Below are 19,017 nucleotides of genomic sequence, written 5' to 3'. Positions count from 1 at the left end.
GCGTGAATAGTTATTTACAACCTACAGATATTTGATTAATAATATCATCTGAGCGTGATAGTCGTCAACGACGATGAGACGACAGGAAGAGTCAGTCGCAGAGCGAAGCTAGTCCGTCAGAGAGCGACACGGTGGGTTCGTACCCGAGTCGACGTCGGATGCGGTCGATATCGGCTCGGCTGTGGTCGATGTCGCCGGGTCTGGCGTCCACGTGAACGACCTCCGAGTCGGAATCGGTCACCTCCCGAATGAGTCTCGCGAGTTCCGCGATGGACACGCTAGATCCCGTTCCGACGTTGTACGCGTCGCCTACGGCGTCAGTGTTCGCCGCGAGCAGGTTCGCGCGGACCACGTCGTCGACGTGGACGAAGTCGCGCGTCTGCGTCCCGTCACCCTCGACCGTGATCGGTCGACCCTCCCGTGCCTGCTGGAGGAACGTAGTGACGACGCCGCTGTACTGGTTCGCCGTCTGCCGCGGTCCATAGACGTTGAAGTACCGGAGGGCGACCGTGTCGACGCCGTACAGGTCGTGATAGATCCGGGCGTAGCCGTCGGCCGCGAGTTTGTCAATACCGTAGGGGGAGGTGGGTGACTTCCCGTCGGATTCGCAGATCGGCGTCGACTCCGGCGGCCCGTACACGGCGGCGCTCGACGAAAGAACGACGCGAGCGTCCTCCCGTCGTGCGCGTTCGAGCACCGAGAGCGATCCGGTTGCGTTGATTCGGTGGCTCCGCTCGGGGTGCTCCGTCGACTCGGCGACGCTGACCAGCGCGGCGGTGTGAAAGACCACATCGACGCCGTCCATCGCCCGGTCAAGCAGGGCCGGGTCGCGGACGTCGCCTTCGAACAGCGTCGCGTCGTCGGCGAGGTTGTCGCGCGTTCCGCTGGAGAGGTCGTCCAGAACGCGAACGTCGTTCTCGCCGACGAGCGCGTCGACGAGGTGGCTTCCGATGAACCCCGCGCCGCCCGTCACCAGCACCGATCTACCGCTGAGTTGGCGCTGCATCGAAGAACGTGTTGACGGGAGTCGCCCTTTGGTATGTGCTCGCTTCGGGCGATAACGCGCCGCATACCCGCGTTCCGTCGCCGATGAAAGGATACGATTCGGTGACCATGTTTTACACTGATACGTCTGTAAACCTTACGTCAGACGAGCACCCCATGACGTCGGCGCGAGGAGAAAACGTTTATTAGACAGGTGTAGTGCGGAAACGTATGACGGCGCTACCAGGCGACGCCGAGAGGGAAACGAAAGCCTGCGGCTGTAAGGTGGGGCGGCTCATCGAGCGGTACGGGTTGACCGACCTGAATGACGAGTTGCGGAGACGGTGGACCGGGACGGGAACGGAGCGACGGAGCCTCCGGGAGCTCGAACGGAACGTGAACATTCGCGTCCTCGACAGCGCGATCGCCGCCTCCGAGTCCCCGATGACAGGCGAGAACGTGGAGGCGATGTATCGGTTCCTGACCGACGACGGGATCAGCTCCGGGCGTCGGATCGAGGTCGAAAGGCGACTCGCGCGAGCGGGCGTGAACGTGGAGACAACGTTGAACGACTTCGTCTCCCACCAGACCATCCACTCGCACCTCCGAGGATGTCTCGGGGCGTCGTGCGGCGGCGAGCTCTCGGACAGCGAACGGCTGGAGAAAGCGGGAAAGACGGTGTTTTCCATGCAGAATCGGACGAAGATCATCGCGTCCGAGACGATCCAACGCCTGACAGACGCAGACACCGTCTCCCTTCCCGATTTTGAGGTGTTCGTCGAAATCCAGGTGACCTGTGAGGAATGCGGACGGTACATGACCGCGGCGACCCTGCTGGAGCAGCAGGGGTGTCGCTGCCAGGGGAAGGCGGAGCGAGCGAGCGGCGGACTCGCCGAACGCCCGCCGGAGTCGACGGAAACGGTCGATTGATCCGCCGACGGACGCGCGCCTCCGCACCGGTCGATCGGAGGAATCGCCCCCGTTTCGGCCTCCGAAGCGAATAATCTCCCGTCACGGTATTACTTTTGTACTTGAAGAAAGGTAAATATAGTCAACCACCATGTATAATGGTATGTCCTATGGCGAGCTGGAGGCGGTTCGTGGCGACGAACCCGAGGAGAAGGTGGGCCGCGCCCACACGAGCGAAGGGGAAATCTTCGGACTGCTGAAAAACGACCGACGACGACAGGTCGTCTCGCTGCTCGCGGAGGGACGCGGTGCGGTCTCGATCTCGGATCTCGCGCGGGTCATCGCCGACCTCGAAAGCGACGAGGTCCCGTCGAAAAAGCTGTACAAGAGCGTCTACGTCTCGCTGCAACAGACACACTTGCCGCGGTTGGCGCGGAACGGCGTCGTGGAGTACGACCGGAGCACGGGCACCGTCTCCGCGGGACCGGAACTGGAGAACGTGCTGATGTACACGCACCGGCGATCGCCGTCGGGGTGGTGGTCGAAGGAGTTTCTTATCGGGCTCGCCGGTCTCCTCGTTGCCGCGGGCGCGATGTTCAATCTACCGTTCGTGAGTGGGACCGCCACGGTGATGTGGGCGGTCGCGCTCTTCAGCGCGATCATCTGTCTCAACCTCTATCAGATCGCGATCCAGCGGACGAAGCCAATAGAGTGACGCCGGGCGGAGTGCCCGCGCGTCGAACCGACTCCGTCGAAATCGAGAGAGAACGCGCCGAGCCGCGGGTGTAGGGTCCGCCTACAGCCCGAAAGCGGCGCGTTTTTCCGCCGGAGGCGTCCGCTTCCGCCGATGGTGGCGCCGAGGATCCAGCCGCGCGCCGCCCCGTTCGAAAAACGGTGTTTCTCAGAGGTGAGCGGAGAAACGGCGTGTTGGCGTCTGCAACGGTTCGTCCCGTATTTGCCGATGTCGGACGTCGTACACGACCACAAGATGTCTGGGGAAGGGATAAGCGGGGGAGAGCCGCCGGTGGAGGTGACGGCGGGGGAAATCGCGGCGATTTCGGGGGGTGAACGCGTCGGCGTCGGGCCGCAGACTGTTCGGCCGGCGGCGATCTCTATCATCATCCCGACGTACAACGAGTCGCAGAACATCCTCCACGTCATCGACCGCTGCCGGACGGCGCTCGACGGCGACGACTTCGAGATCATCGTCGTCGACGACGATTCCCCTGACGGGACGTGGAAGCTCGTCGAGGACCGCTACGCCGAACATCCTCGGGTCCACGTGATCCGCCGGATCGGGGATAGGGGGCTCGCAGCGGCCGTTTCACGAGGGTTCCGTGAGGCTGCCTGCGAGTATTGTGCCGTTATGGACGCCGACCTTCAGCATCCGCCCGAGAAGCTCCCGGAGCTTGTCGAGGCGCTCCGACCGGGCGTCGACGTGGTCATCGGGAGCCGCCACGTGGAGGGCGGCGGCATCGAAGACTGGTCGGTACTTCGCCGCCTCGTCAGCCGCGGAGCGACGTTCATCGCGCGACTCGCGATTCCGGAGGTCAGGTCGATCTCGGACCCGATGAGCGGCTTCTTCGCGATCCGACGCGACGTTGTGACGGACGTCGACCTGCAACCGACGGGGTACAAGATCCTCCTCGAGATCCTCACCAAAGGCGAGTACGGCCGCGTCGTCGAGGTGCCGTACGTGTTCAAACAGCGTGAGCGCGGCACGTCGAAGCTCACGGCGTTCGAGTACGTCCACTTTCTCGAACACCTCCTCAGGCTTCGCCGTCATTCCCGCCGGCCGCCGCTCGCGCCGCCGTGAGGCCACGACGCAGTCGCGTCGCCGGACGGCCGCGCCGTCGCGCCGCGGTGGGGCCGTGGCGCGACCGCATCCCCGAGCGGCCGCATCTCAATCGAGGTAACCGAGGTCCTGCAGCCGCCGTTCGACGTCGGCGTCCCGCTCGGCCGCGACCGCGCCCGACAGGTCGATCGCGTCGAGCCGCGCGTCGAGCGCGGCCTCGAACGATCGCCACTCCGCGCCCGACGGCTCTCGGCTCGGGCGTTCCTCGCCGGGGTCGTCCCGGAGGTCGAAGCCGTACCGGCCGCCGTCGGCGTCGAGGAGCAGCTTCCGCTCCGGGCTTCTGACGCCGATCTGGACGGCACTCTCGTTAATCTGGCCGGGCGTGGCAGCTGTCGAGGCGACCTCCGAGATTGCGAGTCGATCGTCGAGTCCATCGCCCTCGATGGCCGGGCGGAGCGACCGTCCCGCGAACGTGCCCGGTGGGGAGAGCCCGGCGTAGTCGAGGATCGTCGGGGCGACGTCGATGTGCTGAACCTGCCGGTCGACCGTCCGCGCTCCGACGGTCGCGTCGGCGGGTGGGCGGATCAAAAGTGGCACCCGGATCAGCTCATCGTACAGGCACGGCTCGTGGCCGAGTTGGCCGTGCTCGAACAGCGCCTCGCCGTGATCGGCGGTCACGACGACAAGCGTCTCGTCGTCGACGGCGTTGAGAAGCGGCCGGAGCCGCTCGTCAGCGTGCCGGACCGACGCCGCGTAGAGGCGTTTCACCGCCTCGCGCTCGCGGGAAGAGAGCACACCGGGATCGTGCTGGGCGCGGGTGACGAGCGCCGTCGGCGACGTCGAAAGCTCCGGGACACCCATCGCCTCGCGGTGTCGCTTCGGCGGCGTGTACGGCGCGTGCGGCGTGAGAAGGTGCGTCCAGACGAAGCGGTCGTCCGCGCCGGTTTCGAGCGCCCTGACGGCGACGTCAATCTCGTCTGGGCCGCCACGGATCCGCTGGAGCGGGGTCTGAGCGTGCCGGTAGAGCGTCTGGGCCGCGCGGTACACCGGGTGATCGAGGCCGAATCGGTCGATGAGGAACTCCCGGGTGTCGTCGAAGAGCGGGAGTCCGAACTCGCCGACGTCCTCGTAGAAGTCGTAGCCGCGGCCATAGCCGTACTTCGCCCCGAGCCACGGGTTGCCGTGGACGCCGACGCAGCTCCAGCCGGCCGCTTGCAGGCGCTCGCTGACGAGTGTTCGGTCCGGGCTGATCCGCTCGTAGCCGCCGTGATCGAGCGGGAGGGTCGAGGAAAAAAGCGCCGGGAAGGCGTACGGCGTGGCCGGCCCGTGGCTCACCGCCTGCGTGAAGACGGTGCCGTCCTCGGCGAACGAGGCAAGCGCCGGGGTGTATGCTTCGGCCGCGTCGGGGGCGAACGATGCGTGCGATGCGCGCCATGCGTCGATGGTGATGAGCAGTGTTTTCATTGTCGGACTCCGAAAGCGGTCGTCGGTTCGGTCTTTACCGCGGTCGTGAGTTCAGATTTTACCGCGATCGTCGGTTCTGTCGGCAGTTCCGCGGCGGTCACGGGCCGAGAACTGACCGCGGCCGCCGCGCCGTTCGCATCCGTCACTGGCCCCAACCACGGCGGATCCGCTTCGGGGACCTCGCCGTCGTTCCGGGTCGAGCGGAACTCATCCGGCAGCGGTCGCGGAGGGACGCGTTCGTCGGACGTGATCGCCCGGGGCGGGCCGTCGTAGCCGCGCTGGAAGATCCAGACGCCGTCCTCGTAGCGGTACAGCCCGTACTCGTCCCCGAGCCGGTCACCGAGGGCCGTCCCGACCTGTCGCGACCAGTCGATCGACCCGGTGTCGAGTCGCGTGTCGAGGAGGACGTACTTCGGCGTGACCGTCCCGTGCGCCCGTTGGTACTGATCGAACGTGCCGGGATCGACGACGTACGTCGCGCCGGAGCGTTCCGCGACGTGCGGGTAGACGTCGTTCTGCGTTAGGACGGTCGCGTCTTCGGGAATCGTGTCGATGGCTGCGTGCAACGTGTCGTCGTGATCGGTCGTCTCGGGGAGCATCTGGCGCTCCGCCCCCACGCTCGCGGCCCCGGCGACGTTCAACACGAGCACGACGACGAACAGCCGCGCCAGAAGCGGCCGCGACGGACCGACGGGGCGGTATCGGCCGAGCACCCGAGCCGCCCCGATGTACACGAACGGGAGCAGATAGAACGGGTAGTGCGCCCCGAACATGTAGTAGATCGGCCGACCGGCGAACAGCCACGCGAAGCAGAGAAACGGCGCGAGCGCGCCGACGGTGACCTCGTCGGTCGTCGCCACGAAGAGAACCGGAACGAAAAAGAGGACGAGGAAGGCGAACTTCTGGAACACGTCGAGCGTGAGGAGGTCGACGAGGAGGTGCGGTCGAGCGAGAACGACGCCGACCAGATCACCGACGGGCGCGCGCGCCCCGTCGACGAACGGTTCGAGCGGCGGGGCGACGGAGCCGCGCGGGATGCCACCCTCGCGGCTGAAACGGTCGATGACCGCGCCGGCGAGGAGATAACACAGCGCGGTCAACCCGAAACCGGCCGCGAGCGTCGGCGCGGCGTGACGCAGTCGGTCCTCCCGGTACGCGGAGAGCGCGAGTCCGGCGAGCGCCCCGGCGACGAGGAACGCGACGAACTCGTTCGTAAAGAGCGCGAGGAGGAGCAGGAGGAGAAAGCCGAGATGTCGACTACGGTCGTACAGGGCGTACGCGCCGAAGACGAAGAGCGGCAGGAGCGCCTGCTCCTGGAAGTCGAACACCCACGCGGCCCAGAGGAAGGGATTGAGCGCGTACGAGGCGGTGAGGAGGCCGGCGAGGCGGTCGTCGCCGATCTCTCGCCGGGCGAGAAACCACAGCACGGGGATACTCGCGGCGACGATGAACGACTTCGCGACGAGCAGTGTGATCGGCGACGGAAACAGCGCGTACAGCGGCACGAAGGCGAGCAGCGTCAGCGAGAAGTGAGCGCCCCAGTAGGATCCGTCAGGTTGCCCGGGGCGGTACTTCCCGTGCAGGAGGAACCCCTCGCCGTTGACCGTCGTCCACATCATGTGGACGTACGAACCGAAGTCCGCACCGGTCAACCAGAAGCTCCGATAGAGGAGCGTCGTGTACAGCGTGAACGCCACGAACAGCATCGCCGACAGCCCGAGCACCCGCCAAGTTGCCCGGTCTACGTCGGTCAGCGCCGGACGGTCGAAGACGAACGCCGAGATGCGAGTCGTCATTGCTCGTCCTCGGGTGTCTCCGTCTCGTCCTCGGGTGTCTCCGTCTCGTCCTCGGGTGTCTCCGTCTCATCGTCCTCATCGTCGGGAGTTGCCGTCTCGGCGTCCTCGTCCTCGGGTGTCTCCGTCTCATCGTCCTCGTCGTCGGGAGTTGCCGTCTCGGCGTCCTCGTCGGCGGCGGTTGTCGTCTCACTGTCGTCGGGCGTCGTCGTCTCGTCGTCATCCGCACCGTCGTCCGGGGTGGCGGTGTCCTCCTCGTCGCTTTCGTCGGCGTCCGCGTTGTCGGCACCGTCGCCCTCGGTTTCGTCGCTCGCGGCCGCACCGCCGTCATTTGCGGCGCTTCCTCCCCCGGCGCTCTCGACCGACGCGTTGCCGTCAGCACCGCTCTGGCTCACGTTCTCCTGAACGAGGGTCACGTCGTCGAGGACGACCGTACCGCCGGGTGCGGTTCTGAACCCCCTGAACTCGACCTTGTCCATCGGCTTGTCGAGCGTGAAGGTGATCGAGACCTCCTGCCACTCGTCGTCCGACTGGACGACACTCCGCCCGACGACCCGGTGGTCGCTTCCGGCGGCGACGTCGAGGGCGGCTGCGGGACCGGGCCGGTCGGCGGAGGCGTACACGTCGAAGGTCGCGGTGTACGTCCCCGACTCGAGCGCCTCGTATGGCCCGTACCAGATCGCGTCGCCCGACGGCCCCCGTCGGGATTCGATCTCACGGTCGGCCGCGTCGTACCGCCCGGAGCCGATCCGGAACTCGTCGGCTTCGTACTCCTGCGAGGGACCCTCGAACCACGTCGCGTTCGACGTGAGAGCGCGCGGCGTGCCGTCGTAGCCGCGCTGGAAGATCCAGACGCCGTCCTCGTAGCGGTACAGCCCATACTCACCCCCGAGGCGGTCACCGAAGATCTCGACTACGATCGACGCCCAGCCCCTGTTGAGTTCCGTGTCGTACAGCACGTACTCCGGCGTGATCGGTCCCTGCGACCGCTCGTACTGCTCCGTGTCGTAGGGACTCACGAGAAACGACGTGTCGGGACGCATGGCGACGTGCGGGTAGATGTCGTTCTGCGTCACGAGCGACGCGTCCTCGGGAACGGCGGCGATCCCCGCCCGGAGGGTCTCCGTGTGCTCGTCCTCCGGTGGAACCGGCTGCATGTTCCCGCCTCCGATGACGAGACCCGCACCGGCGTTCACGATCACGACCAGCGCGAGCGCACGGACGAAGAGCCGCCGCGACGGTCGCGGACGCGGGCGCGGAACGGCCGTGAGCACCCGCGACCGAATCGACGGCAGTCGCGACCGGAGTGACGCCGTCGTCGAACCGGATCCGTCGGTCAGTCGCGTCGGCGCGTCGGCGGGGCGGCCGGACGCCGACGCAGCGCCAGTGTGGTCAGGCGTGGCGTCGGGAGGTTTCGACGTGGGGAACGAGACGTCCAGCCGATCGAGCGCGCGGACCGCGCCGATGTAGACGAAGGGCATGACGTAGAAGGGATAGTGCGCGGCGAATGAGTAGTACGCGCTCTTGCTCGCGAGCAGCCACGCGAAGCCCAGAAACGGTGCGAGCGCGCCCAGCGAGATCTCGTCCGTCGCCGCGAGAAACAGCACCGGGAGGAAGAACGCGAAGAGGTAGAGCAGCTTCCGGTCGAAGTCAGTGGCGATCGCCTCGACGATCACGTCCGGATTCGCGAGCGCAAGCGGGAGCAGCGTGCCGATCGAGACCCGCGGGCCGACGTCGGCGACGAGTGACTGCAGGGGGATCGCGAGCACGCGGACGGGGATCCCGGAGGCGACACTGTACTGCGAGATGACGTACCCCGAGAGGAGCTGGGCGAAAGCCGTGAGCGCGAAGGCCGCGACGAGGATCGGCCACTCGTCTCCGATGCGGCCGTCGCGGGCGACCGCGACCGTCAGCCCGACCAGGAAGCCGGCGACCACAAGGATCATGAACTCGTTCGTCACGAGCGCGAGAAACAGCAGGAGGAGAAAGCCGAGATACCGGCCGCGATCGTACAGGGCGTACACGCCGAAGACGAGGATCGGGAGGACGCACTGCTCTTGGAAGTCGAACGACCAGGCGGACCAGAGGAAGGGGTTGAGCGCGTAGGAGACGGTGACGAGGGCTGCGAGACGATCATCGTCGAGCGCACGCCGGGCAAGAAACCACAGCACGGGGATACTCGCGGCGACGACGAACGACTTCGCGACGAGCAGCGTGATCGGCGACGGGACGAGGGCGAAGATCGGCACGAAGGCGAGCAGGGTGAGTGTGAAGTGGCCGCCCCAGTACACGCCGCTCGGATGGGTCGCGACGTACTTTCCCTGCCGGAGGAATCCCTCGCCGTTGACCGTCGTCCACATCATGTGGACGTACGAGCCAAAGTCCGCGCCGGTGAGCTGAAATCGGAGGTACAGAAACGACGTGTAGACGGAGAAGATGATACAGAGCGTGGCCGCGAGCGCGAACACGAGCCACGTCCTCCGGTCCAACCCCGGAACGCGCGAGTAGAGGGACTGCCGAATCGTCCCCACCCCCGTCGCGGCGGCGTCTTCGGACCGCCAGACCCACCGCTCGCTCGCGCCGAACCCCCAGAAGATGCCGACGGCGATGGCGAAGAGGTTCGCGACGAGGTAGTGCATCCCGAACACCTCGACGAAGAGGATCAGCGCCCCGAGGCCCATCCCGATGCCAACGACGCGCGTCAGGATGTACTTCAAGCCGCGAACGACCCACTCGCGGCGACCGGGGGAGCCGCGCCCTCCCCAGGTCCATGAGTCGTTCATCACGTAGTTCGCGAGGATACTCAGCACGCGGCTGAGCGTCCCACCGATCACGTACGAGATACCCATGACGCCCGTCGCGACGAACAGGACGCCCTGGTTGATCCCGATTCCGACGAGGCCGACAATGACGTACTGGACGAACCGCTTCGTCTGCCCGTCGGAGAGATCAAGACGCTCGATGAACCGCGGGACGTTGCTCACGCGCCGATCCTCCCGACAGAGAGCAGCAGCCGCTTCAACTTCGGGTAGACGACGTCGACGTCGTGCTCCTCGCCGTGGCGGCGGGCCGCCCGACAGCGTCGGTCGTACCCGTCGCCGCGCTCCCACTCCCGGCAGACCGTTTCGATGGTGCGCACCATCTCCGGTACGCCGTTACAACGCAGAACGGCTTGTCCGTTTCCGACGTGCGTCGGGATCGGCGTTGTGACGACGGGCGTTCCGGCGGCGCACGCCTCGTTTATCACCATGCTGTCGGTGTCGACGCGCGCGGGGTGTAACACGAGGTGCGCCCGCGAGTACGCCGACGCGAGTTCGTCCTCGGTCAGAAATCCGAGATCGCGGATCGACGGGTCCTCGCACGTTCCCGTCGCCTCGACGTGGATCTCGGCGGGCAGTCGGGCCGCCACCGCGCGGACGAGATCCCAGCCCTTCTCGCGGATGTGCGCCGCCGTGACGAGCACAGTGAACTCGTCTGCGAGCGGTTCGCGGTCGGGGGAGAACCGGTCGGTGTCGACGAAGTTCGGGATGTACACCGTATTTGGGTGCGACGACGCGAACGCCGGCGTGACGGTGTGGACGGCGTCGTACTGCCGGAGGTCCCACCGGCCGACGAGCCGGTAGAGCGCCTTCACGGCCGTCGGGACGACCCCGTAGTGGGGTTCGAACAGCCGCTTCGAGACGAACACCCACGAGTGGACGCCCGCGATCGACGCCGCCTCGCCCGTGAAAAACAGGTTCGACAGCGGGGCGTAGAAGACGTATGCCGTGTCGAACTCCGAGAGGTCGTGTCGCCACGCCTCCCGATACGGGACGTTCCCGTCGAGGACGTCGCGGACGCGAACGCGGCGCTCGTCGTCCGGCGTGTACGGGAGGGCGCGGATCGAGACGTCGACGCCGTCGGTCGCGAGCCGGTTCGCCAGTTCGACGGCCCACTTTTCTCCCCCGCGGTAGTGTTCGACCGAGATGTGCGGACAGAGGGCTACGCGCACCGGGACCACTCACCCTCGGCAGCGTCGCTCGGATACGCTCCCATCGAAGAGACGAATCGGTCAGCGGACGCATTAGTATGGGCTCGTTAGCAGCGAAGCGTCGGGAGAAACGGAAAGTTGATCCGCGCGAACGGCGGGTTCGACAAAGACGACGAGGACGACGCGGTCGGGGCGGTCGGCGACGGCGGTGGCTCCCTCGAAGGTCCGTCCGCCGTCATCGCTCCGGATCGCCGCGGCGGCGATCCCGTGCGTTCTCCCGACGATCCGACGTGTCCCCCCGACGATCCGGCGTGCCCTCCCGACGGTCCAGCACATCCTCGACGCGACGCCGTGTCTCGACCGCCCGCTGGTCGCGGTACGCCCGGTGGGTCGTCTCGACGGATCGATGTCGGAGGACGTCCTGGGCGAGTTCTGCGCTCCCTTCGGCGTAGAGCTGGTTTCCCAGCCCCCGGCGCGCGCCGTGGGGCTTGAGGTAGTCGCCGTTGACGTCGACGTCCGCCTCGTCGCAGAGCCGACGGAGGACAGCGCGCGCGCCGTTAGTCGAGACGCTGTTCGGGACGAGCCCGTGCGCTCGGATGAGTTCGTCGGGGGCGCGCGCGTCGAGCGCCGCCTCGATCGCGTCTTCGTCCCAGCCGGCGGCCGCGAGACCGTCGCGGACGCACGCGTAGCGACTCGGGGCGTGTGCCGTCGGAAAGACCGGCCAATCGTCGCTCGGCGGGTCGAGCACCTTCCGGTACCGCCGAAGCCGGTCCGCGGCGTCGCGCGGCAACTGCGTCCACTCGAACTCCCGGGACTTGCCGAACACGCGGAGCAGCCCGCGGTCAAAGTCGACGTCGACCCACCTGAGCCCCGGGCGGTTGTCGTCGCCGGGGTCGCGGAACACCTCGGCCCCGCGGACGCCGGTGAGCGCGAGGACGTATACGATCGCCCGGTCGCGGAACGCCAGCCGTCGCTCGGATCGATCGCCGTCGAGGCTCGCGGTAGCGCGCTCATCGACAAACGCGAGGATGGCCTCTCGATCCGCGAGGCTCCAGAACTGGCGCGTTCTCGATCCGTGCGCCTCCGGGAGCGCCTCGCGGACCCGTCGCGGCTTGGCCGGGTTGACGTCGAGCCGCTCATCCTGGACGCACCACTCGAAGAACGCCCGGACGACGGTGAAGTACGGACCGTCGGCGGCGGCTGAACTCGCGGAGAGGGGATCGTCCGCGTCGTTCGCCCGGCGGCGGAGCCATTGGGCGTACCGCCGGCAGTCGATGACGCGCACTCCGTCGAGGCTCGTTATCCCGCGTTCGCGTTCGAGCCACTCGCAGAACAGCGAGAGGACGTGTTCCGTGCTCCGACGGTAGTTTCCCGAGTCGATGCTTTCGATCCGGGCGCGGACGGCGGTCGCGAGGTCCGCGCCGGCTGGGTCGGGAGCGTCGGGATCGTTGCCGCCCGCTTCGTCCGTCGAATCGACCATTCCAGGTCGACCGACGGCGAGGGACCTCCTAAATCTACTGAATGTTTGTGGGCTAATCAACAGTGGACTCGCGCGGCGATCGACGCGGTGAAATCGGGGGACAGCGTTGACGTGAGTGTACCATAAACCATAATATGATATACGGAAAACGATCCGTCTTGAAGTTCACAATCTCGGAGGATGTCAAGCGTGCCTTCGTTTCATCGAGTCCGAATCACTTACTCAAGAAGTTTGCATATATACCAACGGCGTGCCGCTTGGGAACGATGAGAGAGTTCGTCTATCTATCGTCGCTCCCACAGTGTTTCTATGCGTTTCTCAATGCGATCAAAAACGAGGCGGCTTACGTCCCGATGATCCGGCGGCCACTGAGCGTCCTCCGCGTCGTTGCGGCTGGCCGTCGGCGGCGGATGGAAGTGGTCCCGTGAGTTGTGAGTGTTCGGATGCCGGTCCCACCGACACTTCCACTCAGTATTCTGTCGTTCTTCTTGGTAGTGGACATTGAAGTCATCGTTGCGGTACCACCGAATCTCAAAGTGAGCAGATACCTCACCCGGGTAGTACTCTCGGGACAACTCAACACGGAGGTGCAGGTTTCCTTCTCCGACTAATTCCGCGGACTCAGTCATACGGCTGCCGACGAATCGTGACTGTATTCGCTCTAACACCGACCGGTCTATCGGTGCGGGAGTCGCACCGTCATCCACCGGCACCATCGTCAGCCGTGTGATTGAGCCGTGGAACCAGCGACCTTTCTCCGAGCGCGTTCGTGAAGGCGGCGTTCCTCGATAGCGGTGGCCCAGTCACCGAGGTCAACATATACGTCGTCAACCTGCGCCGCGTCGAATTCGAGGACATCGACTTCGGCAGGTGAGTCAGCGTTGTATTCGTCACGGTACTCCTCAATTCGGCCGGTCAGTTCTGACACGCGAACCTGCAACTCGTCAATAGTGTTCTCCTGTGCCAGCCCGTTCACTCGCCGCCACTCGAAGTAGTCGTCGTTGCGCTCGTACCGAACTGGCCGGCCCTCGTGGCGAATGACGATACCGAGGTCGGCGTAGAAGGACAGGTGTGTCCGCGCCGACTCTTCCGAGCAGTCTGCCCGCTCGGCAATCTTCGAGACGGTCATCGGCTCTCGGGCATGCAGCACCGCGCCGTACACGCGCTGCTTCGTATCTTCACCCTCGAAGGGCCTATCGAACGGGGGTGGGCCGTCACGGTGAGCATTGTCCGTCATACCCCGTACAACGGGGTAATCACATATATTTCTTCCCTCAGCCAAAATATATTGCCAATTTCAGTCATTCCTTCGGAGACAGATCTTTTCGTTTATCTTTAACAGGTGCAATACCCCTTCCTCAACGGAGTGAGCGAAGCGAACGGAGTATGGAGGGGATACGCACCTCGTCGAAGGTAATCCATGCGGCACTACCAAGGAGTGTAGCACTTGCGGCGTCGAAACCGACAAACCTCTGTGGGTGCGCGAGCACTCATGTCCGTCGTGTGGATACGAGGACGAGAGGGACGCGAACGCCGCGAAGAACATCCTTCAACGCGCGTTTTCTGAATTAGGCATGGGACAGGCCGACTCCACGCCCCCGGAGACTGCGACCGCTACGGTGCCCGTGTGGCATCTGCAAGTCGCGTCATAGAACGGGGAAGCCCTACCCTCAACGCGCGAAGCGCGTAGGGTGGGTAGTTCACCATGCGCATGAGTAGACCGCAAGCAACCGCCGAACGGCAACCTCCAACTGCTATTTTCGCGGCCGTTGGCTGGTATTCGCTCCTTCGGGTGAGAAAGGAAAACCGTAGAGAAGTTCTCAATATATATGCAGATGGCCTCATATATTGAATAGCACGTAATATCCGCATGCGTCTCGTCCAAGTGCTCATTCCAAATGGGGATCGAGCAGCCGTTCTTGCAGTACTCGACGAGGAAGGGATCGACTATGCTGTCTGGGAGGAGACTGGCCGCGGCGACTTCGAAGCGCTGGTCTCCTTTCCCATGCCCGAGTCCGGAGTCGAACCCGTGCTCGATAATTTGCATGGGGTCGGTATTACGGAGAACTCCTATACCATCGTCATGCCGACAGAGACAGTCGTCTCCGAGCGCATCGAGGCACTAAAAGATCGATACCGGGGGTATCGTATCTCGCGTGACGAACTCGTTGCACACGCTGAAGAGCTCGCCCCCGCGTCCTCGACGTTTTTCATTTTCCTCGTCGTGAGCACGCTCATCGCGACGACTGGGCTGCTCCTCGATTCGGCGGCAACCATCATCGGGGCAATGGTTATCGCGCCGCTGATGGGACCGGCCATCTCGGCCAGCGTCGGGGCCGTTCTCGCAGACTCCGATATGACATCGCGTGGTGTGACACTTCAAGTAACTGGCCTGCTCGCCGCAGTCGTGACGGCCGCCGTCCTCGGCTTACTATTGAAAGAGACTGTCCTTTTGCCGCCGGTTGATATCCGGACGATTCCGCAAGTCCTCGAACGAACATCCCCGAATTTCCTCGCACTCTTTCTAGCGCTCGGATCGGGTATTGCCGGTGCTGTGAGCATCATCCGGGGAGCGGGATCAGCACTCGTCGGGGTTGCCATCGCGGTGGCACTCATCCCGCCTGCCGCCACCGCGGGCCTTGGCGTCGCATGGGGATATCCTGGCGTTGTTCTCACTGCTGGCGTCCTCGTGCTGGTGAACCTGCTCGCTATCAACCTCTCGGCACTCGTTCTATTATGGGTCGCTGGCTATCGCCCCGAGAAAGGAAGGCATGCAACACGGGCTCGACGGGCAGTCCGCATCCGAATCGCGACCATCGTTCTTGGCCTCGTCCTGCTGTCGATCGTCCTCGGTGCCGTCACCTGGGCGTCGTTCGAAGTTGGAACTGTGGAGACTAGCGCAAACACGGAAGTTGAAGCGATGTTCGACAGCGGTCAGTTCGGTGAACTGGAGTTCGTGGACGTCACTGTCGACTACGATGTTGATCATGTACTCCTTGGTAATCCAGCTGATGTAACTGTGGTTGTGGCGCACGGGCCAAACGCACATCTACCACCTGACGTCGCACAGCGTATCGATGACCGTCTGACGAAAACGACCGGAGAAGATGTCGTCGTCAACGTCGAATTCGTGCGAGGGCAGAGATCTACCTGACATGGAGTGCGTCTACCCCTCCCGGTGCCGTATGACGACATGAATAGCGTCCCACCATAGACCCACTCACTTACGTGAGGCAGTTCACGGTCGGCTGGAATGATCGAATGATTCGGTATTCCGCGCGATTCACGTCGTGTTCTAGCTCGTCCCGCTTCCAGTCGCGTTGCTGCGAAATCAGCGACGATGCCTCGTCAACTACCGACCACCGTCAGTAGCTTCGCCGCCCCTCGTTGCGTCGAAATCATCGTCCGTCTCTCGGGAGAGTCCGCTCGTGTCGGCTACTGAGAGCAGTCGTTCGAATCGGTAGGGTCCCGTTAGTCGGGACGTCGACCGGAAGACGCGACCGGTTCATCGAGGGTGAGGGGAGATTCAGCCTTCCGACGTGAAACCGGTTGTTCGACTCGGTAAGGGCGTTCTGCGTCCAACAAGGCGTGCATAACAAACACGCCTCGTCCGGAAACGGGGGGATACGCCGAGGACGTCACATGACTCAGACGCCAGATTTCGCCCACGGTGCGAACCAATCCGATGCGACGATGGAGGATTCGCCGCTGCTCGGCCGTGAATCGGATTCCAACCAAGCCTCCGGCAGGAAACGATTCCGCGTCGGCCTCCTCCTGGCCAACGAGCGCATTCCCGCGTGGCAAAAGCGGGCGATCGAACGGATGATTGCGCGGACGAACGTCGAGATCACCCACGTCGTGATCAACGACCGCGTGTCGTCGAAGTCACTCGAGGAGCGGCTCGAAAGTTGCGTCGAGCGAGTGCAGAACTATCCCTTGTGGTCGATCGTGGGCGGATTCAGGGGCTTCCGTGGACCGCCGGAGTACATGGAGCCTCGTCCGATCGGTTCGATACCCGGGATGGCTGACGCAAAACGGATACACTGTCAACCCAGACCGGCTCGGACGTTCGGCAACCGGCTTCCGGCGCGAGTGGAGCGGGAGGTCGGCCCGCGGACGGACGTCGTCGTCCGGTTCGGCTTCGGGGTGCTGAAAGGAGAGTTGCTGACCATGCCGACGCACGGCGTGTTGAGCTTTCATCGCGGCGACTTCGAGTCCTACCGGGGACAACCGGGAGGGTTCTGGGAGTTTCTCAACGGCGAGCCCACGGCGGGCGTTACGCTCCAGCAACTCGAAGAGCGGCTCGACGCGGGGAGCATCGTGGCGTACGAGGAAGTCGACATCCGCGATGCGCACACGTGGCGGGAGGTCGAACGCCGCCAGATCGCCGCGTGCGAGGAACTGCTCGCTGTCGGCGTCAGAAATCTGCAGGATCCCGACTACGAACCCGTCCCTCCTTCGTCTCTCGGCACGTTGTACACCACTCCGGCCGGCGTCGACGTCCTCCGGTACGTGAGCAAAGACACCCGCGGGTGGCTCCGGCGCACAGCCGCCGGAGAGGGGACGGTCGTAGACGCCGTTCGGAGGTCGGATTTTTGACGCCCGACGGGATTCTGTGTGCAAAAACCGAGTCGAACGCGGGGTTCGTCGACTGAATCTCGTGTGAATCTCTTTTATTCTTCGCCACGCAGTTCGAAGGAGATGTTACCCGCGACGGCCGTTTTCGCTCAAACGACGGTAGATATGCCGCCGGTTACGGCGGAGATGGCCGTCGTGTTTCTCATCGCGGCCGCCGCGCTCCTGCTGTTCGTCACCGAGCTGGTACCGGCGGACGTCACGGCGCTCATGGTCATGGTCGCGTTAATCGTCCTCGGTCCGTTCACGCAGATCTCCCCCGAAGAGGGCGTCTCGGGCTTCTCGAACGAGGCGACGATTACCGTGTTGGCGATGCTGGTTCTCAGTTTCGGCATCACGAAGACCGGAGCGGTCCAGCGACTCGGAGAGCGAATGGTGTCCTTCGCCGGGACCGACCAGCGTAGACAACTCCTTGCGACGCTCGCGGTCGCGGGCGTTCCGTCAGGGATCCTCAACAACACGCCGATCGTCACGATGCTCATGCCGGTCATCTCGGACATGGCGGATCAGGGCGGGACGTCCCCCTCAAAGCTTCTCATCCCGCTTTCGTACGCGTCGATGACGGGCGGGATGCTCACCCTTATCGGAACTTCCACGAATCTGGTCGCGAGCGACGTGGCCGGCAGGTTAATCGGTCGTCCGTTTTCGATGTTCGAGTTCACCGCCCTCGGCGCGATCGTGTTCGTCACGAGCGCGGTGTACCTCGCGACCGTGGGCTACCGACTCCTCCCGGAACGAGTCAGCCCCGGCGAGGATCTCGTCGCGGAGTACGAACTCGGCGATTACCTGACCGAGGTCGTCGTCGAAGGCGACTCGCCGGTCGTCGGCCGGACGGTCGAGGATGCGTTCGAAGACTCCCCGGTGGATTTCGATATCCTCCAGCTCATCCGGAACGGCGAACCGTTCGTCGATCCGCTCGGGGAGGACGTCAGGGCGGGCGACCTGTTCGTCGTCCGCGTCGGGCTCGACTCGCTTCGAGGACTCATGACGACCGAAGGGCTGTCGTTCGTGCCGACGGCGACCGTGACGGAAGAGGAACTCCGCCCGAACGAAAAACAGCGGACGCTCGTGGAACTCGTCATTCCCTCGTGGTCGTCGCTCGTCGACCAGACGCTCGCGAACGTCGCGTTCAGCCAGCAGTACGACGCGACCGTCCTCGCCATCCGTCGCGGGTCCAACATTCTGCACCACCGGATGGATCAGACGCACCTTCGAAGCGGCGACACGCTCCTTGTGCAGGCGACGGAGGACGCGCTCAACCGGATGGCGGCGGACCGAGACTTCATCGTCGTGCGCGAGGTGTCCGAGCCTAACTACCGCACGTCGAAAGTACCAATCGCCCTCGTCATCATCGCGCTCGTCGTCGGACTCGCGGCGCTGGGCGTCGTCGACATACTCGTGTCCGCCCTCGGGGGCGTCGTCGGGATGATCGTAACCGGGGTCATAAAGCCGCACGAACTGTACGACGGAATCGAGTGGAACGTCATCTTCCTGATCGCCGGGCTAATTCCGCTCGGTATCGCGTTTGAGCAGACCGGCGCGGCCGACCTTCTCGGCGCGCTCGGCGCGATGAGCGCGGACGTGCTCCCTCCGATCGGCGTGCTCTGGCTGTTTTACATCCTGACGACGCTCGTGACCGCGCTCATCAGTAACAGCGCGAGCGTCATCCTCATGCTGCCGATTGCGGTCGAGACCGCGAATCGCGTCGGCGCGGACGCGTTCGCGTTCGTGCTCGCGGTTACCTTCGCCGCCAGCGCTGACTTCGTGACGCCGATCGGCTACCAGACGAATCTGCTCGTGTACGGGCCCGGCGGCTACCGGTTCACGGACTACTTCCGAGTCGGCGCGCCGTTGCAGGTGCTGCTGTCGATCGTGACCGTGCTCGGGATCGCGGCGCTATGGGGCGTGTGAACAGGGGAATGGCTGCTGCTCGTACTTCTTATAGATAGAACGAGAGCAGCTGGAAACTCGTGACGAAGAGTCCAGC

General features: G+C 64.6%; 14 protein-coding genes and 1 pseudogene. 7 read left to right on the top strand and 8 right to left on the bottom strand.

The genetic code is table 11. The features are described 5' to 3' along the window. Positions 1–91: 91 nt before the first annotated feature. Complete coding sequence (locus tag C3L37_RS21785; protein ID WP_129116653.1) at positions 92–1,006, bottom strand: NAD-dependent epimerase/dehydratase family protein; 915 nt, start codon at positions 1,004–1,006, stop codon at positions 92–94. A 209-nt stretch (positions 1,007–1,215) separates the two neighbouring features. On the opposite strand from C3L37_RS21785, the gene rdfA reads away from it, so the two are divergent. The 3 genes from rdfA to C3L37_RS21770 all read left to right on the top strand — a co-directional run bounded on the left by rdfA (position 1,216) and on the right by C3L37_RS21770 (position 3,709). Beyond that, positions 1,216–1,914: a rod-determining factor RdfA gene (gene rdfA, locus C3L37_RS21780; RefSeq protein WP_129116652.1), complete on the top strand. Its 699-nt coding sequence runs from the start codon at positions 1,216–1,218 to the stop codon at positions 1,912–1,914. A 142-nt stretch (positions 1,915–2,056) separates the two neighbouring features. Then, a complete protein-coding gene (locus C3L37_RS21775) occupies positions 2,057–2,608 on the top strand; it encodes a DUF7344 domain-containing protein (protein ID WP_129116651.1) in 552 nt (183 codons plus the stop codon). A 273-nt stretch (positions 2,609–2,881) separates the two neighbouring features. Continuing rightward, a complete protein-coding gene (locus C3L37_RS21770; protein WP_129116650.1) occupies positions 2,882–3,709 on the top strand; it encodes a polyprenol monophosphomannose synthase in 828 nt (275 codons plus the stop codon). Between the two features lie 87 nt (positions 3,710–3,796). Here the strand turns inward: C3L37_RS21770 and C3L37_RS21765 are convergent, their stop codons facing one another. From C3L37_RS21765 to C3L37_RS21730, 7 genes are all read right to left on the bottom strand, one after another. After that, positions 3,797–5,152 carry a sulfatase gene (locus C3L37_RS21765; protein ID WP_129116649.1) on the bottom strand — a complete coding sequence of 452 codons (1,356 nt, stop codon included), beginning with the start codon at positions 5,150–5,152 and terminating at the stop codon, positions 3,797–3,799. Then, positions 5,149–6,948 carry a DUF2079 domain-containing protein gene (locus tag C3L37_RS21760; protein ID WP_129116648.1) on the bottom strand — a complete coding sequence of 600 codons (1,800 nt, stop codon included), beginning with the start codon at positions 6,946–6,948 and terminating at the stop codon, positions 5,149–5,151. The genes C3L37_RS21765 and C3L37_RS21760 overlap by 4 nt, the downstream gene beginning before the upstream one ends. After that, on the bottom strand, positions 6,945–9,929 hold the full coding sequence (locus C3L37_RS24585) for a DUF2079 domain-containing protein (RefSeq protein ID WP_146333966.1): 2,985 nt from the start codon (positions 9,927–9,929) through the stop codon (positions 6,945–6,947). The genes C3L37_RS21760 and C3L37_RS24585 overlap by 4 nt, the downstream gene beginning before the upstream one ends. Continuing rightward, a complete protein-coding gene (locus C3L37_RS21745; RefSeq protein ID WP_129116647.1) occupies positions 9,926–10,945 on the bottom strand; it encodes a glycosyltransferase family 4 protein in 1,020 nt (339 codons plus the stop codon). Before C3L37_RS21745 ends, C3L37_RS24585 begins: the two co-directional genes overlap by 4 nt. 205 nt (positions 10,946–11,150) lie before the next feature. Next, entirely contained in the window at positions 11,151–12,395 is a 1,245-nt protein-coding gene (locus C3L37_RS21740; protein ID WP_129116646.1) for a tyrosine-type recombinase/integrase, read from the bottom strand. 284 nt (positions 12,396–12,679) lie between these two features. After that, complete coding sequence (locus C3L37_RS25935) at positions 12,680–13,024, bottom strand: hypothetical protein (RefSeq protein ID WP_394345823.1); 345 nt, start codon at positions 13,022–13,024, stop codon at positions 12,680–12,682. Positions 13,025–13,113: 89 nt separating this feature from the next. Then, positions 13,114–13,632, bottom strand: coding sequence for a DUF7342 family protein (locus C3L37_RS21730; RefSeq protein WP_129116644.1), 519 nt, complete (start codon positions 13,630–13,632; stop codon positions 13,114–13,116). A 160-nt stretch (positions 13,633–13,792) separates the two neighbouring features. On the opposite strand from C3L37_RS21730, the pseudogene C3L37_RS21725 reads away from it, so the two are divergent. The 4 genes and pseudogenes from C3L37_RS21725 to C3L37_RS21710 all read left to right on the top strand — a co-directional run. Beyond that, positions 13,793–14,085: pseudogene (locus C3L37_RS21725) on the top strand (zinc ribbon domain-containing protein); the annotation flags it as partial. Between the two features lie 180 nt (positions 14,086–14,265). Next, positions 14,266–15,549, top strand: coding sequence for a TIGR00341 family protein (locus C3L37_RS21720; RefSeq protein ID WP_129116643.1), 1,284 nt, complete (start codon positions 14,266–14,268; stop codon positions 15,547–15,549). 488 nt (positions 15,550–16,037) lie between these two features. Further along, a complete protein-coding gene (locus tag C3L37_RS21715; protein ID WP_129116642.1) occupies positions 16,038–16,994 on the top strand; it encodes a formyltransferase family protein in 957 nt (318 codons plus the stop codon). A 144-nt stretch (positions 16,995–17,138) separates the two neighbouring features. Beyond that, on the top strand, positions 17,139–18,941 hold the full coding sequence (locus C3L37_RS21710; protein ID WP_394345822.1) for an SLC13 family permease: 1,803 nt from the start codon (positions 17,139–17,141) through the stop codon (positions 18,939–18,941). Positions 18,942–19,017 lie beyond the last annotated feature (76 nt).

The sequence above is a fragment of the Halegenticoccus tardaugens genome, assembly GCF_004116405.1.
Classification (GTDB): domain Archaea; phylum Halobacteriota; class Halobacteria; order Halobacteriales; family Haloferacaceae; genus Halegenticoccus; species Halegenticoccus tardaugens.
This window is presented reverse-complemented; position numbering and strand designations above follow the sequence as displayed.